Genomic DNA, 26,388 nt, shown 5'->3' on the forward strand with positions numbered 1-26,388 from the left:
GCAATTTGTGATGTAGAAAGAATTAGCGCGCATGACAGAAAACCTGTTATGCGCGTATTTTATTTTTCGCATATAATTCAATAAATTACAGAAGAGAAATTTCCCCCATAAAGTGCTTTCCTCACTTGCACCTATGCGTTGATCTGCGCAAAATAACGCCAGAATGGTGAACAACCCATCTGTTACGCCGCTCTCTGGAGTTATGATATGATCTCGCCTCTCGTGTCCCCACAATGGCTAGCAGAAAAACTTGGCCTTCAGGAAACAGCTGCTGATCGCGCCGTCGTCGTTCTTGATGGCTCATGGTATCTACCTACAGAGAAGCGCGACCCGGAAGCAGAATACAACAAAGCACATATTCCGGGCGCCGTACGGTTCGATATTGATGCCGTCAGCGATGCGACATCCGGCCTGCCTCATACTCTTCCATCTCCGCAAGATTTTGCCCACGCAATGGCCGGGCTGGGTATTTCTGATACAGATATTATCGTCGTTTATGATGGTGCGGGGATATTCTCGGCTGCACGCGTGTGGTGGACCTTTCGCCACTTTGGCGCTGAGAATGTTTTCGTGCTGGATGGCGGTCTACCACAATGGAAAGCCGCAGGCCTGCCAGTTAATGCTGATATTGTGAAGCGTAACGTAGCGACATTCACCATCAAAGCGCCATTAGAAACGGCGATAACCGCTGAAAAGATACATGATCACATCAAGTCTGGATCAGTGCAAATTGTGGATGCACGCGGTGCTCCGCGGTTTCGCGGCGAAGCGCCGGAGCCACGTCCAGGACTGCGCGCTGGACATATTCCCGGAAGCCGCAATCTGCCTTACAGCGAACTTCTAAAAGATGGCCGCCTCAGATCACCTCAGGACATCGCACAGGCATTTGCAAGCTCAGGCATTGACCCTGAAAAACCAGTAGTGGTTTCCTGCGGCTCCGGTGTGACAGCTGCGATCCTGGCATTAGGCCTCAATCGAATCGGCAAGCCTGCCGCCGCACTCTATGACGGCTCTTGGGCAGAATGGGGCGCGCGCGCAGACCTGCCTATCGAAACAGGCCCCGCTTAAAGACCGCTAGCATAGGGCAAAAAACCAATGGCATCAGAGTATCATGATGCCATTTGAATCTTGGGCTCTATTAACCCGGTAATTCTGTAACCTGCTGTGGCATATGTCGTGTGAGGCGCACCTCAAAACGCATCCAGAGACGACGGGTCACGTCTACCAATATCAAATAAAGCACGGCCGCCCATATATAAACGGTGAAGTCGTAGGTGCGTGAATATGCATATCGCACCTCCCCCATCAGATCGAAAATCGTGACCAGGGCGGCCAGCGCACTAGCCTTGATCATCAGGACAACTTCATTGCCGAGCGGCCGCAGTGCCACAATCATGGCCTGCGGCAGAATCACGATGCGAAATGTCGTCCATCGGCTGACACCCAACGCCCGCGCGGCTTCCCATTGCCCAGAAGGCACCGATTGAATGGCTCCACGAAAAATCTCAGCCTGATAAGCCGCCGTGTTTAGCGTGTATGTCAACAACACGCAGTACCACGCTTCCCGAAAGAACCACCACACACCGATGGCCTCAAAGAACCCACGAAACTGCAAGCCACCATAATAAACAAGAAACAGCTGTACAAGCAGTGGCGTACCGCGCAGCGAATAGCTGAAAGCGCGAAACGGTGCACGAATCCACCGATTACGGGACAATAGCGGAAATGCTGCCGCCAGCCCTAGCACTGCGCCAAGCAGACACGTGATAACCACGATCTGTACTGTAATACCAAGACCCGAAACAATACGCCCGCCATAACGCTCCCAAGCTTCGGCATCGCCAAATGGCGAGAACAACAGCCCCAGAAACTGGGTCAGGCCTAAATGCAACCAGCCGGTCAAAGAAGAGAAGATGTCGCTCATGCCTCGCGCTCCAATCCGCGCGCGCTACGGCGCTCAAGATAGGCAAAGACCTCACCCGATACCGCAGATATCAGCAGATAGATCATAAAAGCCGTGATATAGAATAAAAAGTATTGCTTGGTTGTACCGGCCGCCGCCTGGGTCATGCGCATCAGCTCAGCCAATGAAATGACCGACACAAGTGACGTGTCCTTCAGCAGCACCAGCCATAGATTGCCAATCCCCGGCAATGCGACGCGTAACAACTGCGGAAACACCACAAGTCGCATTGTCAGATGTCGTGGCAACCCTAAAGCAGCCGCTGCTGCATACTGACCATGCGGTACAGTAGTAAAGGCACCAAGCCACACCTCGCTTGCATATGATGCGTTGACTACACCAAGCGCAACAACGCCAGCAAGAAACGCCGGAATTTCAATAATAATGCCCGGTGCGATTGCGGCAAATAAACTCCTCATACCGATCTGCACGCCGTAGAATACGAGAAATAGCGTCAAGAGCTCGGGCAACCCTTTGAATACCCAAGTGAATGCAAGCGAGGCATTACGTGTAACCTTGCTGCGTGAGCGCTGTGCCAACGCGAGCAGGAAACCAAAGCCAATACCAAATGGAAAGGTTACCAGTGCAAGCGTGAGAGTAAGCAGCGCACCTTTGAAAAGCTCATAGCCCCAACCACCGTTCCCAAATGACAAAAGGTTTAGAAATTCAGGCATCGGCATTAAAGCATCTCCGCGCCCGCTCTTATGTGAGCGGTTAGCAATTTGATTAACTTATAGGCTGGGATGCAACCCATTCTTACTCTTATTATTTTGCGCAATTTGTGCCCAAATTGAAAACCAAATCAAACGCAAACTGCCAAGCAGATCCCGTTAACATGAGAAAAGCTGTGATAAAAAATGCTCAAAGCGACCAAAGGCATTGGCTTTTCTCAAAGCGCACATTTGCTCGAATGTCCAGATACCAAATACATTAGAACGTAAATATCCTGAAAAATACGAAGCACGGACAGAGAGGAAATATCCCTCTCCGCCATTTTTGAGTTTCGAATGCCATGCATAATCAAAGCGAGTGCCATGAATAGCAAGCTATAGAACCAGTCTTAATTCAGCTTGTAATCGAAGTATTTAGCAGAAATCTTGTCGAATGTACCATCCGCATGAATTTCAGCAATAGCCTTATCGAACAGGGCCTTGAGATCGCTATCTTCTTTGCGCAGCGCAATACCGATGCCTTCGCCATGGAATTCAACATTGTTTTCGATATCTGCAAGAAGCTTGCAGCATGCCTGTCCCTCGGCGCTCTTTAAAAAGTCCATGATCGTGGGCTTATCAGCCATTGTCGCATCGATGCGACCACCCGCAAGGTCCGTGTTGGCTTCGTCTTGCTTGGGATAAAGGCGGATACGGGAATCTTTATATACGCCTTCAGCATAGTTGGTGTGCACCGTGGATGACTGCACTCCAATCGTCTTCCCTTTCAGGCTTTCAGGAGAAGCATCCTTAAGCGGCGAATCTTTTGGCACAGCAACACTTGCTGGCAGCACAAAGTAGGGCTTGGAGAACGCTACCTGCTTTTTCCGCTCATCAGTAATAGAGACAGAAGCGATCACTGCGTCATAACGACCGGCTAGCAAGGCTGGCAAAATGCCGTCCCAATCCTGCGCCTGAAAGGTGCATGTCACATTAGCTTTTTCGCACATGGCTTCGGCAAGATCGAGCTCAAAGCCCACGAGTTTGCCTGTTGAGTCCATAAAATTGAAGGGAGGATATCCCCCTTCCGAAGCGATGCGGACTGTCTTCCACTCCTTGGCAATTGCGGCAGGTGCGAATGACGCCACCGCTAACGTAGCAACAAGAACGGCAGAAGCAGTTATGGAAAAACGACGCATCACAGTCCCCTTATGATTATTTAAGCCTCAGGCACAAACATATTTGCCGGTCCGCACTATAGCGTTTCCAGAAAAAATGGGTACCGCTTTTTCAGCATGAAAACGCATTAACTCAATATGTTAGAGAACCATAAGAGACTAACTGAAACAACATCCGTCTATTGACCATATCATGATCCTCTCAGGATAAAATGATGGATCATCCTCAGTGCGATAGCTTCTCCGCATCATGATGCATATCATAGCATCCAGGCACGATAACGACCGCGTCCCGTTGTCTCGCGTAAGCCCAGCTGGTCAATCAGGTTTTGCGCCGCACGTTGTGAAATGCACAGCTCACGTGCGGCCATCGCAACTGTTATCAAAGGATACGCACCCACCATGACAACAAGATCCGGCAAACGCGATGTTGAACGCCGATCTGTGCATTTGGATTGCAACAGCGCAAGCGCCACACTTATCCTGTCATGCTCACGCAATCCTGCATTCGCACAGGCGCTAACAGCTTCAAGCCATGACAGAAGACGCGTTACTCTCTCAGGCGCACGGCGGCGTTCACGCAAAGTTTGACGCAGCCCCATATTGAGTGCCGGTAAATGCCACTGTGTTTTGCCACGTTGCGCAAGATAGGCACCGACAAGCTGCCGACCAATCCACCGACGACGGGGGACTGGTGGACGCATTTCCCATGCATCCCATAACAAACCGGCTGCCAGTACAGGCGGTAGATGATCAAGCGCACCAATCGCCCGCTGCCAGGCCGGAAACCATGGATTATCCGGCAAATTTCTGGAAGATAATGTATGCTTTCCTTTAGGAAACGCTGCCGACAAAACATGCGAAGAGCGTGCCAAGGCAGCATCAATATCCGCAAGGGCGGCATCAAGAAAGCCTTGCTCATCATCCAAATCTAAGGTGTTCGCCAACTGCTGCTGCGCTGATTCTTCTCCCGAAAGACGTGCAATGCCTGCAGGTGACAAGGACCAGGCAGTGCCATTCGAAACAATTAATCGACGTGCATCGACAATGGATTTTGCGCGCAACAACTGCAACGTTGGTGCACGCACATCAGCGTCTGCATCGTGTAGCACCAGATCTTCCATGGCGACGAGATCGCCCTCAATCCACAACGACGCACACGCGTCTGCAAAATGTGATCGCGCTATCCAGCCGTCGCGGATAGGGCTGGCCCGCAAGCGCTCATCGAGACGCGCCAACGCATCCTCTGCCGCAGCAAGTGGTGCGGCCAGATCGGCCCATGCCAAATGACCAATGAGATCCGTTTCGTGCGCCACTTCCATCGCGCCAACGCTACATAATCGCGCGCAGCAAAATCACAGTTGCAACGCCAACCGCAATGACGCCAAGCAATGGCAGACGCGTAGCCGCAAGGCCTGCTGCAACGGCTGCGAGGGTCTCCGGCCACCCATGAGTGAGCGCTGTCGGAGCGATCAACGCAAAGAGCACTGCAGGAGGGATGGCATCAAATGCTGCTTTCGCGCGCCCCTTTAGCGTCAATCTGCTCGCGAGTAGAAAGCCCGCCACACGCGTGAAATACGTGACCGCCGCCATCATCAAAATCGCCAGCAAGGTTGCGGGATCGACACTCATGCCGCCTTCTCCACGTCTGCGGGCGAAGCAAACCACGCTGCTGCAATCCCGGCCGCAGCACCTGCCAGCACATTCCACGGCTCACCAACAAGCATCGCCACCACCGCAGACGCACTGCCGCTGGCAACCAGCGTCCATACAGTCAACCGCCCTTGCCAGAAACCGGCAATCAGTCCAATGAACAATGCTGTAAAGGCAAAATCGAGTCCGATAACCGCCGGGTCTCCCAGCATCGGCCCAACGATCGAGCCGGTGATTGTGGACATAAACCAGACAAGATGAACCGGCACCGCCATAAAGAACCAATAGGACACAGTCAACGAGCACATACGTGCCCGCTTCTCGCCTAATGCCCAGGCTTCATCGGTCATGAACCAGGCGGCGGCCCATAACTTCCAGCCTTTAAAAGCACGCATCTTGGGCGCAAGCGACACGCCCATCAGCACATGGCGCGCGCTGACAAGAACCGTGGAGACGAAAAGCGCCAGATAAGGAACTGGCAACGTCCAGATACCAATAGCCGCGAACTCAGCCCCGCCCGAAAATACCAGTGACGACATCAGCCACACTTCAGATGTCGTCCAACCTTTCGTTGTGCAGACCGCACCAAACAAGAGACCAATAGGCACCATCGCCACCAGCACAGGGGCAATATCAGCCAGGCCTTGGCGGATTTCACTCGCGACATTCACACGGTCAACTACATGCATATTCATCAACTGGAAGCCCCTGCGAGCACGAGCCACGCCTCTTCATCAATGGTTTCGATGCCCAGTTCTTTGGCGCGCTCCAGCTTGGAGCCAGCTTTGGGACCAGCGACTACAAGATCGGTTTTTGCTGACACCGATCCCGCAACCTTCGCACCAAGACGTTCCGCCATGGCTTTGGCTTCATCGCGCGACATACGTTCGAGCGAGCCGGTGAAGACCACTGTCTTACCCGCCACCGGACTATCACTCACCGCCACTTCCATCGCGAAAGGTGTCACTTCAGCGAGCAATGCATCGAGTGTTTCGGCATTATGTGGTTCGACAAAAAACTGCACAATCGCATCTGCAACCACTTCGCCGATGCCATCAATAGCCGTCAACTCAGCCCAGGCCTCATTATTCAGCGCTTCAGCCGAAATGCCCTGCCCCGCCGTAAGCGCCCCAGCGCGGAATGCGTCGAAGCTGCCATAATGTCGCGCCAACAGCTTGGCTGTCGTATCGCCTACATGCCGAATGCCGAGCGCAAAGATGAAGCGGTTCAGCGCTACCTGACGACGTGTTTCAATCGATGCGAACAGATTGCGGACACTCGTTTCGCCAAAACCTTCGCGAAACTTGAGTTTGGAAGCACTCTGCGCATCACGCACCGCAAGGGTGAAGATATCCTGCGGTCGGCGCACAAGTCCTTCAGCAAAAAACAGCTCAATTTGTTTTTCACCCAACCCATCAATGTCAAAGGCATTGCGTGAGACAAAGTGCTTCAAGCGCTCCACCGCCTGCGCTTCGCACGTCAGCCCACCCGTGCAGCGCCGCGCAACATCCTGCCGGCCTGTGCGCGGATTGATTTCTCGCACCGCATGCGCACCACATACCGGACAAACAGTCGGAAATACATAAGCTTGCGCCTCAGCGGAGCGGCGCTCAAGCACTACGCCGGTAACCTGAGGAATGACATCGCCTGCCCGTTGAATAACAACGGTATCGCCAACCCGTACATCCTTGCGCGCTATTTCATCTTCGTTATGCAGGGTTGCGTTTGAGACCACAACACCACCAACCGTCACCGGTTTCAGCTTGGCAACAGGCGTGAGTGTCCCCGTCCGACCAACTTGAATATCGATTGCAAGTACGCTTGTTGTGGCGCGTTCTGCAGGGAACTTATGGGCCAGCGCCCACCGCGGACTGCGCGATACAAACCCTAGCCGCCGCTGCAAAGCCAGGCTGTCAACCTTATATACAACGCCATCGATATCATAGCCCAGATCTGCCCGCTGGGCTTCGATTGCGCGGTAATGGACCAGCAGATCCTCAGCCGAATGGCAGCATTCCATCAATGGATTAACCGGAAGCCCCCAACGCCTGAAGGCTGCAATAACACCTGACTGCGTTTGCTCTGGCAGCGCAGAATAATCGCCCCAACCATAGGCAAAAAACGCCAGTGGTCTCGCCGCTGTCACTTTTGCATCGAGTTGACGCAGAGACCCAGCTGCCGCATTTCTCGGATTGGCAAAAACTGGCTTCCCTGCCTCCTGCTGACGAACATTCAGCGCTGTGAAATCCGCATGGCGCATATAAATTTCGCCGCGCACCTCAATAACATCCGGCACATCATCGCCTACAAGCGTATGAGGAATGCCCGCAACTGTGAGTGCATTTGCGGTTACATCCTCCCCTTCCTCGCCATCACCACGCGTCGCAGCTTTCACCAGGCAGCCCGCCTCATAACGCAGGCTGCATGAGAGACCATCGATCTTGGGCTCAGCCGTAAAAGTCAGAGCCCTATCTATAGGCAGATCAAGGAAACGGCGGATACGCGCCACGAACTCGGTTATGTCATCATCAGAAAAGCCATTCGCCAACGATAACATCGGCACTTTATGCCGTACCTTGGGAAATCTCTCGGATGGCTTTGCACCTACCTTGGTCGACAAGCTCTCGCCATCGCGTAAAGCCGGGAACCGCGCCTCTAGCGCCTCATAACGTTGACGTAGTGCGTCATAAGCAGCATCCGAAATGCTCGGCGCATCCTCGTTATAATAGCGTACATCGTGGGCCGCGATTTCCTCGCCCAAGGCCGCATGCTCGCGCTTCGCCTCGCGGGAAGTCAGCACCGCCACTTCGACAGTGCGTAGTTCTGTTGCCATCGTCATGCTCCCTTGAGCAAACGAATTGCGGCAGCGCGTGCCTCGCTGGTGATCGTCGCACCGGCCAGCATACGGGCAATTTCCTCTTGCCGCTCATCATGCGCCAAAGGTGAAACACGCGTTGCCACACGGTCCTCAGCCACACCATCTGCTTCAATCTGCCGACCGACAATTTCCTTGGCGATGCGCAGATGCTTCACTGCGCGCGCAGCTACCTGCGGGGCATGTGTAACGGCCATTACCTGCACACCAGTTGAAAGGCGCGCCAAACGATGCCCTATCGCATCCGCCACAGCACCACCCACACCGGTATCGATTTCATCGAACACAAGCGTCGGCGCTGATCCGCGATCAGCCAGCACCACTTTAAGCGCCAACATGAAACGCGACAACTCACCACCGGATGCCACCTTCATCATCGCACCTGGCTTGGTGCCTGGATTGGTTTGCACCCAGAATTCTACCCTGTCGAACCCTTCAGCCGCACGCGCTTCCTCGTCCGTCTCAACGCGGGAGATGAAGCGTGCACGTTCCAGCTTAAGCGGGGGTAGTTCCGCATTCACAGCCTCATCAAGCTTTGCGCCGGCCTCATGGCGCGCCTTGCTCAGCACGCGCGCCAAAGTTAAATAATTCGCCTCAGCCTGCGCCAATGCAGCTGACAAGCCTGAGACATGTTCTTCACCCGCATCAAGTGCCGCAAGATCAGCCTCAAACTTATCACGCAATGCAGCCAGCTCATCAGCAGGCACATTATATTTGCGTGCGGCCGCCCGAATGGCGAAAAGCCGCTCTTCCGTTTGCTCCAATTCGCGCGGATCATATTCAGCATCGCGCAACGCTTGCTCCAGCGCGCTGCCTGCCAATTCCAGCGCATTAAGCGCTTCATCAAGCGCCTTGACCGAAGGCTCAATCAGATGCGGCGCTTGATCAGCCCGGCGCTCCAGCCGGCGCACGGCAGATGATAAAACAGGCAACGGCGAGGCATGGCCGGCAACCGTTTCATAGGCCTCTTGCAGCTCACGCGCGACCTTTTCCGATTGCATCATAACCTGACGACGTGCAGCCAAGGCCTCTTCCTCGCCCGCCTCGGGCGAAAGTGTGCCAAGTTCTTCAGCCGCATGGCGCAGAAAATCCGCTTCTTTTCGAGCAGCTTCAACACGCGCTGTCTGTTCGGCAAGCTCGCGTTTGAATTTCTGATATGCAGCATAGGCTGCTGCAACCTCCCTCGCAGGCCCTTCCAGCTCGCCCAGCGCGTCCAGAATGCTGCGATGCGAAGCAGGATCCGTTAGTGCGCGATCATCATGCTGGCCATGGATCTCGACAAGATGTACGCCAATGGCCCGCAACGTCTGCACACTGACAGGCCGGTCATTGACAAAGGCCCGCGTGCGCCCATCCGCATATTGCAAACGACGCAGGATAATCTGCCCCTCGCCCGGATCGCAAAATTCATCCGCAGCCAGCCGCGCGGGATGATTGGGCGCCACCTCGAAAACAGCTGTGATTTGCCCCTGCGCCTCACCATGACGCACAAGCGCACCATCGCCCCGCCCGCCAAGCGCGAGCGCAAACGCATCAAGCAGGATCGATTTACCTGCACCCGTTTCACCGGTAAGCACCGTCAACCCAGCATCGAATGCAAGGTCGAGACGGTCTATCAGCACAATATCGCGAATCGAAAGATGAACCAGCATCGCTCACACATATCCGAACAACGACGCCACACGCCGCAGGGTCTTATAGGAGATCAAGAACAGAATGGCAACAGCCAGTTTTTACAACCAGCCCTTCCAGCGGAAAAAGAAATAAGGTGTCACAGCGGCCATGATCATCACCAGAATGGCAACGGGATAACCAAAATCCCAATCAAGTTCGGGCATGACGTGAAAGTTCATACCATAGATTGAAGCAATCAGCGTTGGCGGCATGAACACCACCGACATCACCGAAAACAGCTTGATGATGTTGTTCTGCTCAAGGTTGACGAGGCCCAGCGTTGCATCCAAGAGGAACTGGATCTTGTTCGACTGGAATGTCGCGTGCTCCTCCAGAGACTGGATATCGCGCAGCACCGTGCGCATTTCCTTGCGCAGGTCTCCTGTTCCAGATGCGCCTCGATAACTTGCAGACATAAACAACAATGCCCGCTCCAGCGATACAAGGCTTTCGCGGCTCATGGAAATCAACGTGCCTGCATGGCCAAGCGTGCGAAGCGTTTCCTGATGCCCCTTTCCGGCAGCCTTGCTTTTCTGTTCAAAGACCGAACGAGATAGCGTATTGATCTCCTCAGCCGTTACCTGCAACAGCTCGGCAGAGCGATCGATTACGGTTTCGATAAGTCCCTGGAAAATTGATTCTGCCGTGCCTTCCGTTCCGCCTGGCTTGGAGGCGCGGAAAGCGAACATTGGAAATGCCCGCGGTTCGTCGTAGCGCACTGTCACAAGTGTATTGCCCTTCAACACGAAGGTCACGCCGGCCATGTCCGGCTCGTCATCAATGGCAACAAGCAGCTTTACCGTAATATAGCGCGCACTATTCTCATGATAGAGCAATTCGGACAGCTCGATGTCTTCCATATCCTCACGCGTGGGCATTTCAACGCCCAGCGTTTTTTCCACGAGCTGTTCTTCTGCTCGTGTTGGCTCAACCAGATCAATCCAGAGTGCATCAGAGGGAATAGGCTCGCCAAAGCCAAGCATGAGGCGCTGCAGCCGCATATCTTTGGATTGCGCTGTACCAGGAGCCAGGCTGTAGACAATCAGCATGCAAACTATTCCTTGCTCAAGACATTCGCCCGGCAACCACCGTGAGCACCTACCACAATGATGCTTTAGGCGTAGCCTGCGCCCAGGTCAACGTGATGCGCTGCAATGTATGCTTCATGCAGACTGGCGCTTATGCCTTGCTTCTGTTATCGGCTAGTTGGAAATGCATTTGATGCATTCCTTATTGTCTCTTTTAACTCATGCATACCTGCCACAGATGTCTGCTCACGTCGACGATTCGCGCACACACTTACTTCAAGCAACGCCGGATGGCATCGCCACGGCAGGCGCTTTATTGCGCGCAGGCAGGCTCGTCGCCTTTCCGACGGAAACCGTGTATGGCCTCGGCGCTGATGCAACCAACGGCAAAGCCGTAGCAGCTATCTACACCGCAAAGGAAAGGCCAAGTTTCAACCCCCTGATCGCCCATTATCCTGATGCTCTAAGCGCCATGCAGCATGGGCGTTTTAATAATACGGCGAAGAAGCTGGCCCAGGCATTCTGGCCGGGCCCTCTGACACTCGTTGTACCTAAAGCCGAGAACTGCCCTATCAGCGATCTGGCATCGGCCGGGCTTGATAGTGTCGCCTTACGCGTTCCTCAACATCCAACTGCGCGTGCAATCCTTCGGGAAGCTGGCACGCCCATCGCCGCACCGTCCGCCAATCGCTCAGGCCGCGTGAGTCCCACTCTGGCCTTCCACGTGATGCAGGATCTCGACGGTCGGATTGCAGCTGTTCTTGATGGTGGGGAAACGCATGTCGGTGTGGAATCAACCATCGTGGCCTGCATCAACGATCGGCCAGTCCTGCTGCGCCCCGGCGGTGTCACCCGTGAGGCCATCAAAGAAGTGCTCGGCTTTGATATAGATGATGTCGACCCTGGCAATTCTGCAAATAGCGATGCACCTATCGCGCCTGGCCAGCTCAGCTCTCATTACGCGCCAAAAGCTGCTGTGCGCCTCAATGCCAGCGACATTCAGCCAGGTGAAGCAGCCCTGCTATTTGGCGCCCCGCTGCCTGGCACTGATAATGCCGTTGCGCAATTCAACCTGAGCCAGGAACGGGATTTATCCGAAGCAGCAGCGCAATTATTTGCCGCATTGCGGACACTGGATACCTCCGGCGCAAACTGCATCGCAGTGGCATCAATCCCCCACGATGGCCTTGGAGAAGCGATTAACGATCGCCTACAACGTGCTGCAGCTCCACGATAATATCAAAATGCATAAAAAAGAGCGGCCCCGGGAAGCCGCTCTATTTGATGCTTGGATGAAACGCAAACTGCTTTAGGCGTGTATGCTTACGCCTTCAGCTTGGCCGCGATCTTGGCAACGTGCGCGCCCTGGAACTTTGCACCATCGAGATCTGTCTGTGTGGGCTGACGGCTACCATCGCTGCCTGCAATCGTAGATGCGCCATAAGGTGAGCCACCAACAATCTCATCAAGCTTGGTCTGACCTGCGAATGCGTATGGCAGGCCAGCCACAACAAAACCGTGATGCAACAAGGTTGGCAGGAAAGTCAGAATGGTGGATTCCTGTCCACCGTGCTGGGTTGCTGATGAGGTGAAAGCTGCGCCCACCTTGCCAACAAGTGCGCCCTTTGCCCACAAGCCACCGGTCTGATCGATGAAGGCACGCATCTGTGATGCAAACACGCCAAAGCGCGTAGGAGCACCGAAGATAATAGCATCATACTCAGCAAGCTCAGCAACAGTCGCAACAGGCGCCTTCTGATCAAGCTTGAAATGCGCATTTCGTGCAACTTCTTCTGGCACGGTTTCAGGTACGCGCTTCACCACCACTTCTGCGCCTTCAGCTGCAGCGCCTTCAGCAACTGCATAGGCAAGGGTTTCGATGTGGCCATAGGTCGAGTAGTAGAGGACGAGAACTTTAGCAGCCATGGATCAATACTCCGCTATGCGCATGATGGCGCAGATTTGAATTATTCGCAGCATAGCCATTCCTGATGACATCGCGATACCTTTCTGCGCAGAATGCACATTGCAAATTTGCAATGAAAAAGACTTTTATAACGATCAAGGACAGCAAGGCTTACGCTATGGACTCATTCAGCCCTCCACCGCGGGACGCCATTGGCCGTATGTCGTGGGATGACTTCAGGCTCGTACGCGTAATTAGCGAAACCGGATCGTTGACTGCTACGGCAGAACAACTAGGCGTCAACCACTCAACTGTATTTCGTCGCTTAGCCAACCTCGAAGCGCTGATCGGTGTTCAATTATTCGAGCGCCATCGCTCTGGCTACACTCCCACGCCGCCGGGCGAAGAGATGCTGGCAATATCTGAACGCTGGGCCGACGATGTCTCTTCACTTGGGCGGCTTTTGATGGGTTGTGCGCATTCGCCCGCAGGTGAGCTTCGCATTACAACCAACGACACGCTACTGGTGCATTTGTTGACACCGATTTTTGCGGGCTTTCGCAAGGAATACCCCAATATCCAGTTGGAAATCCTGCTCACAAACCACCCCCTGAACCTCTCCCGCCGAGATGCTGATATCGCCATCCGCGCCACAGATAACCCACCCGAAACACTCGTTGGCAGAAGGCTAAGCACCATGGCATGGGCAGTCTATGGCCTTCGCAGTGATTTCAGCGAGGGTTCAGTGAGTACGGATGAGCTCAAGGAGCGGAACTGGGTATCAATGAACGAACATTTCGGCGCAATGAAAGCGGTGCGCTATGTGAATGAAATGGCGGGTCACGACAAATTGGTTTACCGGATCAATTCTGTGCTGGGCTTATCGGAAGCGGTACAAGCCGGTATTGGCATTGGTCCATTGCCCTGTTTTATCGCAGATCCGCAGCCCACATTACGTCGTTTAACAGAACCCGACAGCAGCTTCTCAACCAGCCTTTGGCTTCTCACCCATCCTGACTTACGGCAATCGGTACGCATACGAGCATTTATGGATTATGCCGCCACTGCAATCAGCCGTCTGCGGCCTTTTCTTGAGGGTGAACAGGGCAAAAGCGACGGTAGATAATTGCAAAAACAGGCTCTTAAGTCTGCCCCGGCCGCAGTTTATAAAAAATATGCCGCCCAATAACATCCATCTTCTTTAGCTTGTTTGCCCAAAATGGGCGCACATAATCAGCATGATAGTGGGTCGCACCGCCCACTTCCGCGTTGTAGATCGCTCCGTCCATCACCTGCGTGGCGACACGCACGGCCGAGCTCCAAGACGCCCTGTCGCTCACACGCAAAGAGCGCCCTTCGCAGGCAAATGAAAACTGGCATGCTTTGTACCGATGGCGATTTTGATAAACCACACCGCATACACTGGTGGGATAAAGACCACTTTTAACCCGGTTCAGCACCACCTGCGCAACTGCTGCCTGTCCCGCTTCAGACTCTCCGCGTGCCTCGAAATAAACAGCCTCAGCCAGGCACCGCGCCTCACGTTTCATGTTATCTGCATCGATCAGATGCGCATAGCCCACGCTACGCTTGGCATTCATTTTAGTAAAAGCGGATGTAGCAGCGCCATCGCTTAACCCGTTGACAGGCATAGAAACCGGAACGGCTGCAATTTCAACCGGAATAATCTCTGCCGGCACGGGAGTGACAGAGGCCAGCGCTTGAGCGCGTGGTGAAGCTGGCGTTGCGCCATCTCCTAACAGAATGGTCACGCCCTCCGCTCTTACATAAGCTGGAGTGGTGCGCGGTGCCAACGCCTGACGAATAGCCAGCACATCTTCTTCCGTTGCCGGTTCCATCTCCCACATTTCATCCGCTGTAGGGATTTCGGTGGAGCCTTCCATCAACAATGTTGGTGGCAATAGTTCAATGTCGCGCCCCAGCACGGCCTGCGAAAACGTCCCCCGCCCAAACATCACCTGCTGGCTGCGAAGCCCCACAGATTCCGCCTTGGGCTTAATAGGATCGCCTTTGCCTTGGCGCACGACTTCCGGCCATCCTGTTGCGTACCGCTTTAGCTCACCACGCAATGAATCGGATGGCATTTCTTCGGGAGTTGCGGCCATGAGTAATGCAGAGGCGCTTTGCAGCAGACCATCCAGATCAAGCGCAGGTAAACCGATCATGGTTGCGGTAGCGCGGGTGTTTCCGGGTACAACGTCAATGGCGGTTAATGCCATTCCGCGGTTAACACTAGAAAAGCTGGCCCCTGCATCAGGCTGCTGCCCTGCTGTTGCCGTGAAGGAAATCAGCATACCACCAGCCAATGCCCACGGAGCTGCCGTAGCAAACGCCCAGATCACCCCTGATTTGCGTCGACGCATCATCATCACTCAACCCGATAAACAGTAAATATGATTATCGCGCGTTAAGGTTGAGGCATGGTTAAAATGAAACGGGCGCCTCCATCATTTGCGATGAAGGCGCCCATTAATGCGATAAAGGTAATAAAGATTAAGCCAACCCTTCAGCCTTCACCTTCAACGCTGCCTGCGCTGCTGCAAGACGTGCAATTGGCACGCGGTAGGGTGAGCAGGATATGTAATCCATACCAGTGTCTTCGCAGAATGCGATAGAGGCCGGATCACCACCATGCTCGCCGCAAATGCCGAGCTTGATATCAGGGCGAGTGGCCCTGCCACGCTCAGCTGCCAATGCAACAAGCTCACCCACGCCTTCACGATCGATCGTCACGAATGGGTCTGATGGCAGAATGCCCTTGGCTGTATAATCACCAAGGAATATCGCGGCATCATCGCGGCTGATCCCAAGTGTTGTTTGCGTCAGGTCATTCGTGCCGAAGGAGAAGAACTCAGCAGACTGCGCAATATCACCCGCACGCAATGCAGCGCGTGGCAACTCGATCATGGTGCCAATCTGATAATCAAGCGCAACGCCTGTTTCGTCCGCAACCGCCTTCGCCACGGCATCAATGCGCGTCTTGGTCAGATCAAGCTCCGCCTTCGTCATGACAAGCGGCACCATCACTTCGGGCTTTACCGTCTGCCCAGTGTCCTTCGCGACCTGCGAAGCCGCTTCAAAGATCGCACGCGCCTGCATCTCAGCGATTTCGGGATAGAGGATTGCCAGACGCACGCCGCGGAAGCCAAGCATCGGGTTGAACTCATGCAACGCCTGTGCACGTGCCTTCAGCTTATCAGCCGATACGCCCAGAGAATTTGCCACCTCATCGATTTCTGCATCAGAATGCGGCAGGAACTCATGTAATGGCGGATCAAGCAGACGGATCGTCACCGGCAATCCCTGCATGATCGTGAATAGATCAACAAAATCCTTGCGCTGCATCGGCAACAATTTGGCAAGCGCTGCGCGCCGACCGGCCTCATCATCTGAAAGGATCATCTCACGCATGGCAACGATACGCTCAGCATCAAAGAACATGTGCTCTGTGCGGCAAAGGCCAATGCCTTCCGCGCCAAAGTTGCGTGCGGTGCGCGCATCAAGCGGTGTCTCTGCATTGGCGCGCACTTTCATGCGACGCACGGAATCCGCCCATCCCATCAAGGTAGCGAATTCGCCGGAAAGCTCCGGCTCCAGCATCTTCACTTCGCCGATAATGACTTGGCCGGTTGAACCATCAATGGTCAGGATATCGCCAGCCTTCAGCGTCACACCACCTGCAGATACCGTGCCTGCTGCATAATCAACACGCACTGTACCAGCACCGGATACACAGGGCTTGCCCATGCCGCGCGCCACAACAGCCGCATGCGAAGTCATGCCGCCACGCGTGGTCAAAATGCCTTCAGCCGCGTGCATGCCGTGGATGTCTTCCGGTGAGGTCTCAACACGCACCAGAATAACCTTGCGCCCCATCTTCTTGGCCTCTTCAGCAGCCTCTGAAGTGAACACAACAGCTCCCGACGCCGCACCAGGTGAGGCTGGCAGGCCGGTGGCAAACACCTTGCGATCTGCCTTGGGGTCGATGGTAGGATGCAATAGCTGATCAAGCGCAGCAGGCTCAATCCGTGCGACCGCTTCACGCTCGGTGATGACACCTTCAGCCGCAAGATCAACCGCAATCTTCAGCGCGGCCTTCGCTGTGCGCTTGCCGTTGCGGGTTTGCAGCATCCACAACTTGCCGGACTCGATGGTAAATTCGAGATCCTGCATATCGCGATAATGTCCCTCAAGCAGCTTGTAGATACGCACTAATTCGCCATAGGCATCGGGCAACGCGCTCTCAAGCGATGGACGGGTGGAGCCTGACGCGATGCGTGCCTTTTCGGTAATATCCTGCGGTGTGCGAATACCCGCAACCACATCTTCACCCTGCGCATTGATCAGGAACTCGCCATAGAGCTCCTTCTCACCAGTTGACGGATTCCGTGTGAAGGCAACGCCGGTCGCCGAGGTCTCGCCACGGTTGCCGAACACCATGGCCTGCACGTTAACGGCCGTTCCCCAGCTTGCTGGAATATCATGCAGCTCGCGGTACTTTTTAGCGCGCGCGTTCATCCAGGAGCCAAACACGGCACTGATTGCGCCCCACAGCTGCTCTTTAGGATCCTGCGGAAACGGCTTGCCGGTTTCTTGCTCAACGATTTTCTTGTACTGCTTGACCAGCTCCTGCCAATCGGCGGCGGTCAGATCGGTATCCAGCTCAACGCCCTTGCGCTCTTTGTAGATCTCCAGCACTTCCTCGAAGTGATGATGGCCAACATCAAGCACCACGTTGCCGAACATATTAATGAAACGGCGATAGCTGTCCCACGCGAAACGCTCATCACCAGAGGCTTTGGCCACGGCAACCACGGTTTCATCATTGAGGCCAAGATTAAGCACCGTGTCCATCATGCCAGGCATGGAAGCGCGCGCGCCTGAACGCACCGAAACGAGCTGCGGGTTGGCAGAATCGCCAAAAACCTTGCCGGTTTGGCGCGAAATCAGCGCCAATGCATCGTCAACAGCTGCCACGAGATCTGGCGGATAGCTCTCACCATTATCGTAATAATAGGTGCAGACATCGGTTGTGATCGTAAAGCCGGGCGGCACAGGGAGCCCTAGATTCGCCATCTCGGCAAGGTTTGCACCCTTACCACCAAGCAGGTTGCGCAAGCTCGATGCGCCCTCAGCCTGACCATCACCGAATGTATAAACCCATTTCGTCATTGGCGTTCGCCTTTTTGAGCATGATCCCTGATCATAGCGCACGCGCCATTTCAGAGAACGATATGCTTCAACTAAGGAACGGCGTAATGCCTGCGCATCACCCCATCCCGCTTCAAGCCACCTGACACTGATCCGGCATGGATCAGCGCCCTACTCCGACATGGCGCCGTGTCGTCAACCGCCACGTCATCCTTTGCTCAGCAACAAACGCCCCCTATGCAGCAGCGCTCCTGCTTTTATATGGTATCATCCGCTGCATATGTATGCCGCAGACAGGATGCAAATCCGAACCCAGCTGAAGTGGCTCATTCGCATCAAAAAAGCAATGCGGCATTGCACAAATATGACGGATAGACGACATAATGTGCACTTGGTATCTAAGACATTGCATAAAACGCATGCTGATAGTCATGCGCGTCTTATCCAGCAATCACGCCAAAATTAGCCACGGCGTGCGTTGCAACACGCAATGCATCAAGCAATTTCAGGCGGTTCACCCGTAAATCAGCCTCATCAGCATTTACGGTCACTTTGTCAAAGAAGGCATCAACAGCAGGGCGTAAATCTGCCAACGCGCGCATCGCGGCTTCAAAGTCTTCCCGCGCAACCGCGGCCTGTGCTGTTTCGCGGGCAGCACGCAGAGCTTCGATCAGCACCTTCTCTTCAAGCTGACCGCGTCCTAGGATAATTGTCGCATCAGGGCCGCCATCATAGGCGCGCCCATCCTTCTTTTCCTCAATTCGCAGGATATTGGCCGCACGCCGATAGCCAGCAAGCAGGTTGATGCCATCTTCCGTCTCAAGGAAGCGGCCAAGCGCTTCTACCCGGCGCACGATCAACGCCAGGTCATCCTGTCCACCAAGCGCAAATACTGCAGCAATCAGATCATGCCGCGCGCCCTTGTCGCGCAGATAAACCGTCAACCGATCAGCGAAGAACGATAACAGATCAGCCGTGATTGCAGCATGGTCCGCCTTAACCGGCAGTGCCTCAAGCGCTGCAGCGATCAGTTGGGACAGCGCCAGACGGTGGTTGTTCTCCAGTACAAGCCGGATCACGCCCAGCGCTGCGCGCCGAAGTGCAAACGGATCCTTGGAGCCGGTTGGCTTCTCATTGATTGCCCAGAAACCCGCCAAAGTATCGAGCTTGTCAGCCAGCGCCAGCGCAACCGAAACCGGATCGGATGGCACGGAGTCTGAAGGCCCCTGCGGCTTGTAATGCTCCTCGATTGCAGCAGCGACAGACGCATCCTCACCTTGCGCAATAGCATAATAGCGCCCCATCAGGCCCTGTAATTCAGGGAACTCGCCCACCATCTCGGTGACCAGATCGGCCTTGGAAAGAAACGCTGCGCGCTCAGCCTTATCGGCATCAGCACCAACAAGCGGCGCAATATGGCGTGCGAGCCTGGCAAGCCGCTCAATGCGCGCGGCCTGCGTGCCGAGTTTCTCATGGAACACGATATTAAGCGCCCGCAAACGCTCCAACCGCTGATCGAGAGGCTTTAGCGCGCTGCCAGAGAACTCCGGCAATGACTTCTGATCCGTCTCCCAGAAGAACTTCGCATCGGAAAGGCGCGCCCGCACCACCCGCTCATTCCCAGCAACGATGGCAGCGCCACCATCCTTGGCCTCAATGTTTGCTACCAGAATGAAGCGGTTGGCTAACTTGCCATTTTCGCCCCTGGTCAGCACAAAGCACTTTTGGTTGGCGCGAATCGTGGCGCGGATAACCTCAGGCGGCACAGCGAGATAAGCCTCGTCGAAGCTACCCATCAGCACGACTGGCCACTCAACCAGCCCGCCGACTTCCTCAAGCAACCCTTCATCAGGCACAATCTCGTAGCCTTGCGCAAAAGCAAGCGTGTTGGCATCAGCCAGAATGCGGCGCTTACGCTCATCAAGGTCGAGCACAACGCGCGCCTTCTCCAGCGCTGCAATATAATCATCAAAGCGGCGCACGAGAATCGGCTCACCTGGCACAAAGCGGTGGCCATTTGTGACATCAGAGGCTTTCAGCCCATCGATATCAAACTGCACGACATCGGGGATCTCCGTCTCCGGCCCGAACGTGCAAAGGATGGACTGAAGCGGGCGCACCCATCGCATACTGCCAGGTGCTGCTGAAGCCGCCCCCCACCGCATGGACTTTGGCCACGGGAAACTGCGCACGACAGCCGGTATAATCTCCGCCAGAACCGCCACCGTCTCACGCCCCTCACGGCGGATGCGCGCAACGTAAAACTCGCCCTTCTTGGCATCCGAAACGATTTCCGCCTCATCAATGCTGTCAAGCCCGGCGCTCTTCAAAAAGCCCTGAAGCGCCGCCTCTGGCGCACCCACACGCGGACCTTTACGCTCTTCTTCAACATCGGGCTGGCGCACAGGAAGGCCCACCACCTGCAACGCAAGACGGCGCGGAGTAACATACGCCTGCGCCCCCTCATAAACGAGGCCTTGCTCGACTAACGCATCAGTGATGAGTTTTTTCAGGTCGTCGGCAGCCTTGCGCTGCATGCGGGCGGGAATTTCTTCCGAGTGAAGTTCAAGAAGCAGATCGGGCATCGGATAAGGCTTTTCTATTGGATCGCGAAAGAGCAGTCGGGGTGAGCAAGGGGTATTAGCGCATCAACTTGCGCCACCGCCCTCCGTCAATAACCACGCTGCACCGCACGCCTTGGCAAGCTCGCGCACCCGTAGAATGTAGCTCTGACGCTCCGTCACAGAAATCACGCCGCGCGCATCGAGCAGATTGAACGCATGGCCAGCCTTGAGGCACTGGTCATACGCGGGCTGCACCATAAGATGACGGCCATTTTCAGCATCGGCCCCCTTTTCAAGCAGGGCTCTGCACTCTTCTTCAGCCTCACGGAAGCGGCGGAAGAGCGCCTCTGTATTGGCATGCTCAAAATTGTAGCGCGAATATTCCTGCTCGGCCTGCAAAAATACCTCACGGTAGGTCACCTTATCAGCGCCCACGCGACCGTTGAAGTTGAGATCCATAATGCTCTCAACGTTCTGCAGATAGCATGCCAGCCGCTCAAGTCCGTAGGTCAACTCACCCGAAACAGGCGAGCATTCAATGCCTGCAACCTGCTGGAAGTAAGTAAACTGGCTCACCTCCATGCCATCGCACCAGCATTCCCAGCCCAACCCCCAGGCGCCAAGGGTTGGATTCTCCCAGTCGTCTTCAACGAATCGGATGTCATGCAGCTGCGTATCAATACCGATCGCATCGAGGGAACGCAGATAAAGCTCCTGCAGATTCGGCGGATTCGGCTTCAGGATCACCTGAAACTGGTAATAATGCTGGAGTCTGTTAGGATTTTCTCCATAACGCCCATCCTTGGGACGACGCGAAGGTTGCACATAAGCAGCCTTCCAGGGTTTTGGCCCCAAAGAGCGCAGCATGGTGCCCGGATGCGAAGTGCCCGCCCCTACTTCCATATCATACGGCTGGAGGATGACGCAGCCTTCAGCAGCCCAAAACCGTTGCAATGTCAGGATAAGTCCCTGAAATGAACGCGTGGGATGCAGCGGATCGTGCAGGCTTGGTGCATAATTGTCGGGCGTGGTCATCGCGATCTTTATCGAACTGGCCCCTCAGGGGAGCAATAAATGGGATGCGTCAAACTAGTGCGCGAGCGCCTCAAGTCAAGCTGGTCGTAAAAAACACCCTTTGCAAAGCACCCATTGGCGGCATCATGATGGCGTCTTCTACAAATAATTCACGTATGTCACGCAATGATGCTCTTGGCGAAGCGCGCGCGGACTGATATGGCGTTGCCATGACCGCGCACAGCTTTGACAACATCCGTAATTTTTCAATCGTCGCCCACATCGACCATGGCAAGTCGACACTCGCCGACCGTCTTATTCAGAAGACGGGCGCCGTGTCTGACCGCGAGATGGTCGAGCAGGTGCTCGACAACATGGACATCGAGCGCGAGCGCGGCATTACCATCAAGGCCCAGACAGTGCGCCTTGAATACAAGGCCAAGGATGGCAAGGTTTACATCCTGAACCTGATGGACACACCCGGCCACGTCGACTTCGCTTACGAAGTCTCGCGTTCGCTCGCCGCATGCGAAGGCTCTTTGCTGGTGGTTGATGCTTCGCAAGGCGTTGAAGCACAAACGCTGGCGAACGTGTATCAAGCGATCGATGCCAACCACGAAATCGTACCCGTCCTCAACAAGATCGATCTGCCCGCCGCTGAGCCAGAGCGCGTCAAGGAGCAGATTGAGGAAGTGATCGGCATTGATGCATCTGAAGCTGTGGAAATCTCAGCCAAGACAGGCATCAATATTGAAGGCGTCCTCGAAGCCATCGTCACCCGTCTGCCACCACCTAAAGGGGATGAAACGGCTCCGCTGAAGGCGCTGCTGGTTGATAGCTGGTACGACGCCTACCTTGGTGTGGTGGTGCTTGTGCGCATCATTGATGGACAGTTGAAAAAGGGTCAGAATATCCGCATGATCGGAACAAACGCCACCTATGGTGTTGACCGCATCGGTGTTTTCCGCCCCAAGATGTCGACCGTTGATATGCTGGGACCGGGCGAAGTAGGCTTTCTCACAGCCTCAATCAAGGAAGTAGCAGACACTGCCGTTGGCGATACCATCACCGATGACAAGCGTCCCTGCGTGGAAGCATTGCCAGGCTTCAAGCCGGTTCAGCCAGTTGTGTTCTGCGGCCTTTTCCCTGTTGATGCTGCCCAATTTGAAGATCTTCGCGCAGCCATGGGTAAGCTACGCCTGAACGACGCCAGCTTCTCATTCGAGATGGAGACGTCGGCAGCGCTTGGCTTTGGTTTCCGCTGCGGCTTCCTCGGCCTGCTTCATCTTGAAATCATTCAGGAACGGCTGGAACGCGAGTTCAATCTTGACCTGATTTCCACGGCACCATCGGTTGTCTATCAGCTGAAGATGCGCGACGGCACCTCTGTTGATCTTCACAATCCAGCCGATATGCCGGACGTCATGAAGATCGAAGAGATTGCCGAGCCATGGATTCGGGCGACGATTCTCACGCCGGACGAATACCTGGGATCGATTATCAAGCTTTGTCAGGATAGACGTGGCGAGCAGGTTGATCTCAACTACGTCGGCAAGCGCGCAATGGTGGTCTACGATCTACCGCTGAACGAAGTGGTTTTCGACTTCTACGATCGCCTAAAGTCGGTATCGAAGGGCTATGCGTCGTTCGATTATCAGATCACTGAATACCGGGTTGGCGATCTGGTTAAAATGTCGCTGCTCGTGAACGCTGAGCCAGTGGATGCGCTATCCATGCTCGTGCACCGCACGCGCGCCGAGGCACGTGGGCGAGCAATGTGCGAAAAGCTTAAAGAGCTGATCCCACCGCATATGTTCCAGATTCCTGTTCAGGCAGCAATTGGCGGCAAGATCATTGCGCGTGAAACCATCCGTGCGCTACGCAAGGATGTGACAGCCAAATGTTACGGTGGTGACGTTTCGCGTAAGCGCAAGCTGCTTGATAAGCAGAAGGAAGGCAAGAAGCGCATGCGTCAGTTCGGCAAGGTGGAGATCCCGCAAGAAGCCTTCATTGCCGCCCTCAAAATGGACGATTGATGCATATAATCCTCTAGCAGGCAGTCAAGCGGTATCCTCGCTATCTGCTTGCTGTAGCGATCAAGCTTGATAATGCATTTCTAAGAAATAGAGCGCCATTGCGTAAGTCATACGCAATGGCGCTCTATTTTTTTGTTCGTATTGCATATGATCGCATCCTTATTATGCGACCCTGAAATGGAAATGCTGAAACGCCCGTCAAAAAGAAAACGGTGGGCCCCTGACAGATGCCCACCGCTCTATTCCAGCTCATTTTTATCCCGCCCAGAGCAAATGCCAGTTAGTCAGATAATGCATTTGCCCCATAGAATCCTATCGTTCGGCTGGCGTCGAAGGCGCACCGTCACCATTCAAAAAGCGGAAGAATGGAGAATCCGGCGATAGAACCCAGCGCGTTCCATTGCCTGAAAGACTTGCACCATAAGCCTGCAACGAACGGAAAAAGGCAAAGAACTCCGGATCGCGATTGTAGGCTTCAGCAAGAATGCTGTTTACCTGCGCATCCCCCTGACCGCGCACTTGCTGCGCTTGCTGGTTAGCATCAGCCTTGATCACTGTGACATCACGATCTGCGCGGGCACGAATGCCTTGAGCGAGCTGCGAACCTTGAGCACGAATATCTGCCGCTTCACGCTGACGCTCGGTCTGCATACGCTGGAACACCGCTTCACTATTCTGCTGTGGCAAGTCAGCCCGACGCAACCGCACATCAATCACGGTCAGCCCAAGTCCTTGCGCCTGACGATTCACCTCTTGCCTGATGGTGTTCATCAAACCCGAACGGTTTGTGCGAACGATATCGGTGAATGTCGCCTCAGCAAGCACGGAACGCGCTGTCGAGTTAATGATGTTGGCCAATCGCAAGTTTGCACCAGCGATGTTGTTGACGGTTTGGTAAAAACGCACTGGATCCGTCACCTTATAACGGGCAAAGGCATCTACGACGAGGCGCTTCTGGTCCGCAGCAATGACTTCCTGTTCCGGTAGATCGAGATCGAGTACGCGGTTATCGATATAAACCACGTTTTCAATCAGCGGCAGCTTGAAGTACAGCCCTGGCTTTGTTGCAACAGAGCGTACACCGCCGAAGCGCAAAACAAGTGCCTGTTCAGTTTGATTGACGATAAATGTCGCGCTTAAAAGCACAAACAATGCCACAACGAGGGCAACAACACCTACGACTTTAAATGTTTGAGCGTTCATCGACCTGCCCCCTGCTGGATCACTGTCCCGGTCTGACCACCAACATTACGTTGTGATGGCGTATCAGAGCCTTGCAAGGTTCCGAGCGGCAGTAACGGCAGCGCGCCTTGTCCACCCTTTTGATCCAGAATAACCTTATCAGAACCACCCAACACTTTTTCCAACGTTTCGATAAACATGCGCTCACGGGTAACGGCAGGTGCCGTCTTATATGTCTCATAGACCTGTGTGAAGCGCGACGCCGCACCACGTGCATCGGCTACTACACCTTCACGATAACCTTCTGCGGCCTGAATAATACGTGTGGCTTCACCTCGCGCTTCAGGCACGACACGGCTGGCATAGGTTTCGGCCTCATTGCGCACGCGGTCCTGATCCTGCCGCGCTGCCTGCACATCACGGAACGCATCAATCACCTGCTGCGGAGGATCAACTTTTTGCAGCTGTACCTGGCGAATTTCCACGCCCGCGCCATACTCATCAAGCTGAGTCTGCATAAGCTTGCGCACTTCTTCTTCGATAGGGCCACGATCGCTCGTTAGAACAGCCTGAATGTTACGGCGACCAACCTCTTCACGCATGGCACTTTCGGCCACGGCCTTGATTGAGGCATCAGGATTTTTCAGGTTGAAAACGTAGTTCTGCGGATCGGTGGGGCTCACCTGCCATTGCACAGTGAAGTTGATGTCGACGATATTCTCATCGCCGGTCAACATCAGGCTTTCTTCTGGCACTTCGCGTTGGGTAATTCGCTGCGAAGTATCTCCCGTCCGCTGCCCAACTTCGATGGTGTTCACCGTTGTCACGCGCGGCTTGATAACGCTACCAATCGGGTAAGGGAAATTATAACGCAACCCCTCGCCCGTTTTGCCAACATAGCGCCCGAAAATCAGATTTAGGCCAACTTCATCGGGGCGTACGGTATAAAAGCCCGTCGCCAGCCAAAGCAAAATAGCTCCCAGGCCGATGACAGCAAAACCACGAAAGCCGCCGCCGCCACCAGGGATAAACCCCTTCAGCTTATCCTGCCCGCGTCGCAGCATATCTTCAAGATCGGGCTGTTGCCCGCCCCCGCCGCCTTGCGGCCCCGTGCCCCACGGTCCTTGTGGTTTCTGGCCCCAAGGACCGCCGCTCTGGTTACTCCAAGGCATAAGTCAGCCATTCCTTATTCTGAAGTCTTGATTTTGATTCTCCGCAAAGATACGGAGCGCCTAAAGCTGTTTGCATTCAATGTGATTTAGCAATTGAACGCAAGTCGCGGGAAAATTCCAAAGCAAAAGCGTTGTGCATCCAACGATGGTCCAATTCAAACACAAATCGCCCTGCTCGAAAGCGATTGGCATTATCCTTGAATCATTAGCAGTGGTTGCAGATCGCTTTACCTTCCAGCCTCTACGTCCAATTGAATCTCAAATGCTATATAACCTGTTTGGCAACTTGGGTGGCCATGGCGGCGCAGTCAAGCTCTGAGC

The 26,388-nt window shown here is 54.5% G+C and carries 20 protein-coding genes; 4 read left to right on the plus strand and 16 right to left on the minus strand.

The features are described 5' to 3' along the window. The first annotated feature begins 207 nt into the window (after nucleotides 1-207). Nucleotides 208-1,068 carry a 3-mercaptopyruvate sulfurtransferase gene (gene sseA, locus VRZ32_RS08145; RefSeq protein WP_414525251.1) on the plus strand — a complete coding sequence of 287 codons (861 nt, stop codon included), beginning with the start codon at nucleotides 208-210 and terminating at the stop codon, nucleotides 1,066-1,068. 70 nt (nucleotides 1,069-1,138) lie between these two features. Here the strand turns inward: sseA and VRZ32_RS08150 are convergent, their stop codons facing one another. The 9 genes from VRZ32_RS08150 to corA all read right to left on the minus strand — a co-directional run bounded on the left by VRZ32_RS08150 (nucleotide 1,139) and on the right by corA (nucleotide 11,042). Next, entirely contained in the window at nucleotides 1,139-1,924 is a 786-nt protein-coding gene (locus VRZ32_RS08150) for an ABC transporter permease (RefSeq protein WP_414525252.1), read from the minus strand. Further along, the gene (locus VRZ32_RS08155) at nucleotides 1,921-2,637 is read right to left on the minus strand and encodes an ABC transporter permease (protein WP_414526170.1); all 717 of its coding nucleotides are present in this window, start codon (nucleotides 2,635-2,637) and stop codon (nucleotides 1,921-1,923) included. Before VRZ32_RS08155 ends, VRZ32_RS08150 begins: the two co-directional genes overlap by 4 nt. A gap of 386 nt (nucleotides 2,638-3,023) precedes the next feature. Beyond that, nucleotides 3,024-3,812, minus strand: coding sequence for a transporter substrate-binding domain-containing protein (locus VRZ32_RS08160; RefSeq protein WP_414525253.1), 789 nt, complete (start codon nucleotides 3,810-3,812; stop codon nucleotides 3,024-3,026). A gap of 239 nt (nucleotides 3,813-4,051) precedes the next feature. Then, a complete protein-coding gene (locus tag VRZ32_RS08165; RefSeq protein ID WP_414525254.1) occupies nucleotides 4,052-5,107 on the minus strand; it encodes an RHE_PE00001 family protein in 1,056 nt (351 codons plus the stop codon). A 16-nt stretch (nucleotides 5,108-5,123) separates the two neighbouring features. Continuing rightward, nucleotides 5,124-5,423, minus strand: coding sequence for an AzlD family protein (locus VRZ32_RS08170; protein WP_414525255.1), 300 nt, complete (start codon nucleotides 5,421-5,423; stop codon nucleotides 5,124-5,126). Then, nucleotides 5,420-6,139: an AzlC family ABC transporter permease gene (locus VRZ32_RS08175; protein WP_414525256.1), complete on the minus strand. Its 720-nt coding sequence runs from the start codon at nucleotides 6,137-6,139 to the stop codon at nucleotides 5,420-5,422. Before VRZ32_RS08175 ends, VRZ32_RS08170 begins: the two co-directional genes overlap by 4 nt. Further along, a complete protein-coding gene (ligA, locus tag VRZ32_RS08180; RefSeq protein WP_414525257.1) occupies nucleotides 6,139-8,277 on the minus strand; it encodes an NAD-dependent DNA ligase LigA in 2,139 nt (712 codons plus the stop codon). Before ligA ends, VRZ32_RS08175 begins: the two co-directional genes overlap by 1 nt. A 2-nt stretch (nucleotides 8,278-8,279) precedes the next feature. Then, entirely contained in the window at nucleotides 8,280-9,971 is a 1,692-nt protein-coding gene (gene recN, locus VRZ32_RS08185) for a DNA repair protein RecN (RefSeq protein ID WP_414525258.1), read from the minus strand. Nucleotides 9,972-10,052: 81 nt separating this feature from the next. Further along, nucleotides 10,053-11,042 carry a magnesium/cobalt transporter CorA gene (gene corA, locus VRZ32_RS08190; protein ID WP_414525259.1) on the minus strand — a complete coding sequence of 330 codons (990 nt, stop codon included), beginning with the start codon at nucleotides 11,040-11,042 and terminating at the stop codon, nucleotides 10,053-10,055. A 217-nt stretch (nucleotides 11,043-11,259) separates the two neighbouring features. Between corA and VRZ32_RS08195 the strand changes: the two genes are divergently transcribed. After that, complete coding sequence (locus VRZ32_RS08195) at nucleotides 11,260-12,258, plus strand: L-threonylcarbamoyladenylate synthase (RefSeq protein WP_414525260.1); 999 nt, start codon at nucleotides 11,260-11,262, stop codon at nucleotides 12,256-12,258. Nucleotides 12,259-12,344: 86 nt separating this feature from the next. Here the strand turns inward: VRZ32_RS08195 and wrbA are convergent, their stop codons facing one another. Further along, the gene (gene wrbA, locus VRZ32_RS08200; protein WP_414525261.1) at nucleotides 12,345-12,947 is read right to left on the minus strand and encodes an NAD(P)H:quinone oxidoreductase; all 603 of its coding nucleotides are present in this window, start codon (nucleotides 12,945-12,947) and stop codon (nucleotides 12,345-12,347) included. A gap of 113 nt (nucleotides 12,948-13,060) precedes the next feature. Here wrbA and VRZ32_RS08205 point away from each other — a divergent pair, with 113 nt between their 5' ends. Continuing rightward, nucleotides 13,061-14,053 (plus strand): LysR family transcriptional regulator, encoded by a 993-nt coding sequence (locus tag VRZ32_RS08205; protein WP_414525262.1) that lies wholly within the window; start codon nucleotides 13,061-13,063, stop codon nucleotides 14,051-14,053. A 16-nt stretch (nucleotides 14,054-14,069) separates the two neighbouring features. Here VRZ32_RS08205 and VRZ32_RS08210 read toward each other — a convergent pair whose 3' ends face one another. The 4 genes from VRZ32_RS08210 to VRZ32_RS08225 form a co-directional block, all read right to left on the minus strand. Continuing rightward, nucleotides 14,070-15,311, minus strand: coding sequence for a cell wall hydrolase (locus VRZ32_RS08210; RefSeq protein ID WP_414525263.1), 1,242 nt, complete (start codon nucleotides 15,309-15,311; stop codon nucleotides 14,070-14,072). Between the two features lie 130 nt (nucleotides 15,312-15,441). Next, a complete protein-coding gene (gene ppdK, locus VRZ32_RS08215) occupies nucleotides 15,442-18,120 on the minus strand; it encodes a pyruvate, phosphate dikinase (RefSeq protein WP_414525264.1) in 2,679 nt (892 codons plus the stop codon). Nucleotides 18,121-18,539: 419 nt separating this feature from the next. Then, complete coding sequence (glyS, locus tag VRZ32_RS08220; RefSeq protein ID WP_414525265.1) at nucleotides 18,540-20,684, minus strand: glycine--tRNA ligase subunit beta; 2,145 nt, start codon at nucleotides 20,682-20,684, stop codon at nucleotides 18,540-18,542. Between the two features lie 63 nt (nucleotides 20,685-20,747). Continuing rightward, nucleotides 20,748-21,698 (minus strand): glycine--tRNA ligase subunit alpha, encoded by a 951-nt coding sequence (locus tag VRZ32_RS08225; RefSeq protein ID WP_414525266.1) that lies wholly within the window; start codon nucleotides 21,696-21,698, stop codon nucleotides 20,748-20,750. Nucleotides 21,699-21,907: 209 nt separating this feature from the next. On the opposite strand from VRZ32_RS08225, the gene lepA reads away from it, so the two are divergent. After that, nucleotides 21,908-23,713, plus strand: coding sequence for a translation elongation factor 4 (gene lepA, locus VRZ32_RS08230; protein ID WP_414525267.1), 1,806 nt, complete (start codon nucleotides 21,908-21,910; stop codon nucleotides 23,711-23,713). Nucleotides 23,714-24,025: 312 nt separating this feature from the next. On the opposite strand, the gene hflC is transcribed toward lepA, so the two are convergent. Both hflC and hflK read right to left on the minus strand, forming a co-directional pair. Continuing rightward, entirely contained in the window at nucleotides 24,026-24,916 is an 891-nt protein-coding gene (gene hflC, locus VRZ32_RS08235; RefSeq protein WP_414525268.1) for a protease modulator HflC, read from the minus strand. Then, nucleotides 24,913-26,067 carry an FtsH protease activity modulator HflK gene (hflK, locus tag VRZ32_RS08240; RefSeq protein WP_414525269.1) on the minus strand — a complete coding sequence of 385 codons (1,155 nt, stop codon included), beginning with the start codon at nucleotides 26,065-26,067 and terminating at the stop codon, nucleotides 24,913-24,915. Before hflK ends, hflC begins: the two co-directional genes overlap by 4 nt. Nucleotides 26,068-26,388: the final 321 nt, after the last annotated feature.

The sequence above is a fragment of the Pseudochelatococcus sp. G4_1912 genome, assembly GCF_047501465.1.
Taxonomy (GTDB): Bacteria; Pseudomonadota; Alphaproteobacteria; order Rhizobiales; family Beijerinckiaceae; genus Pseudochelatococcus.

Excerpts from the sequence above, each read along its gene's own strand:
- ligA (WP_414525257.1), bottom strand. The coding sequence starts at position 8,277 with ATGGCAACAGAACTACGCACTGTCGAAGTGGCGGTGCTGACTTCCCGC.
- VRZ32_RS08150 (WP_414525252.1), bottom strand. The coding sequence starts at position 1,924 with ATGAGCGACATCTTCTCTTCTTTGACCGGCTGGTTGCATTTAGGCCTG.
- wrbA (WP_414525261.1), bottom strand. The coding sequence starts at position 12,947 with ATGGCTGCTAAAGTTCTCGTCCTCTACTACTCGACCTATGGCCACATC.
- glyS (WP_414525265.1), bottom strand. The coding sequence starts at position 20,684 with ATGCCCGATCTGCTTCTTGAACTTCACTCGGAAGAAATTCCCGCCCGC.
- recN (WP_414525258.1), bottom strand. The coding sequence starts at position 9,971 with ATGCTGGTTCATCTTTCGATTCGCGATATTGTGCTGATAGACCGTCTC.
- VRZ32_RS08210 (WP_414525263.1), bottom strand. The coding sequence starts at position 15,311 with ATGCGTCGACGCAAATCAGGGGTGATCTGGGCGTTTGCTACGGCAGCT.
- VRZ32_RS08225 (WP_414525266.1), bottom strand. The coding sequence starts at position 21,698 with ATGACCACGCCCGACAATTATGCACCAAGCCTGCACGATCCGCTGCAT.
- lepA (WP_414525267.1), top strand. The coding sequence starts at position 21,908 with ATGACCGCGCACAGCTTTGACAACATCCGTAATTTTTCAATCGTCGCC.
- sseA (WP_414525251.1), top strand. The coding sequence starts at position 208 with ATGATCTCGCCTCTCGTGTCCCCACAATGGCTAGCAGAAAAACTTGGC.
- VRZ32_RS08160 (WP_414525253.1), bottom strand. The coding sequence starts at position 3,812 with ATGCGTCGTTTTTCCATAACTGCTTCTGCCGTTCTTGTTGCTACGTTA.
- VRZ32_RS08155 (WP_414526170.1), bottom strand. The coding sequence starts at position 2,637 with ATGCCTGAATTTCTAAACCTTTTGTCATTTGGGAACGGTGGTTGGGGC.
- ppdK (WP_414525264.1), bottom strand. The coding sequence starts at position 18,120 with ATGACGAAATGGGTTTATACATTCGGTGATGGTCAGGCTGAGGGCGCA.
- VRZ32_RS08175 (WP_414525256.1), bottom strand. The coding sequence starts at position 6,139 with ATGAATATGCATGTAGTTGACCGTGTGAATGTCGCGAGTGAAATCCGC.
- VRZ32_RS08205 (WP_414525262.1), top strand. The coding sequence starts at position 13,061 with ATGAAAAAGACTTTTATAACGATCAAGGACAGCAAGGCTTACGCTATG.
- hflK (WP_414525269.1), bottom strand. The coding sequence starts at position 26,067 with ATGCCTTGGAGTAACCAGAGCGGCGGTCCTTGGGGCCAGAAACCACAA.
- VRZ32_RS08195 (WP_414525260.1), top strand. The coding sequence starts at position 11,260 with ATGTCTGCTCACGTCGACGATTCGCGCACACACTTACTTCAAGCAACG.
- VRZ32_RS08170 (WP_414525255.1), bottom strand. The coding sequence starts at position 5,423 with ATGAGTGTCGATCCCGCAACCTTGCTGGCGATTTTGATGATGGCGGCG.
- corA (WP_414525259.1), bottom strand. The coding sequence starts at position 11,042 with ATGCTGATTGTCTACAGCCTGGCTCCTGGTACAGCGCAATCCAAAGAT.
- hflC (WP_414525268.1), bottom strand. The coding sequence starts at position 24,916 with ATGAACGCTCAAACATTTAAAGTCGTAGGTGTTGTTGCCCTCGTTGTG.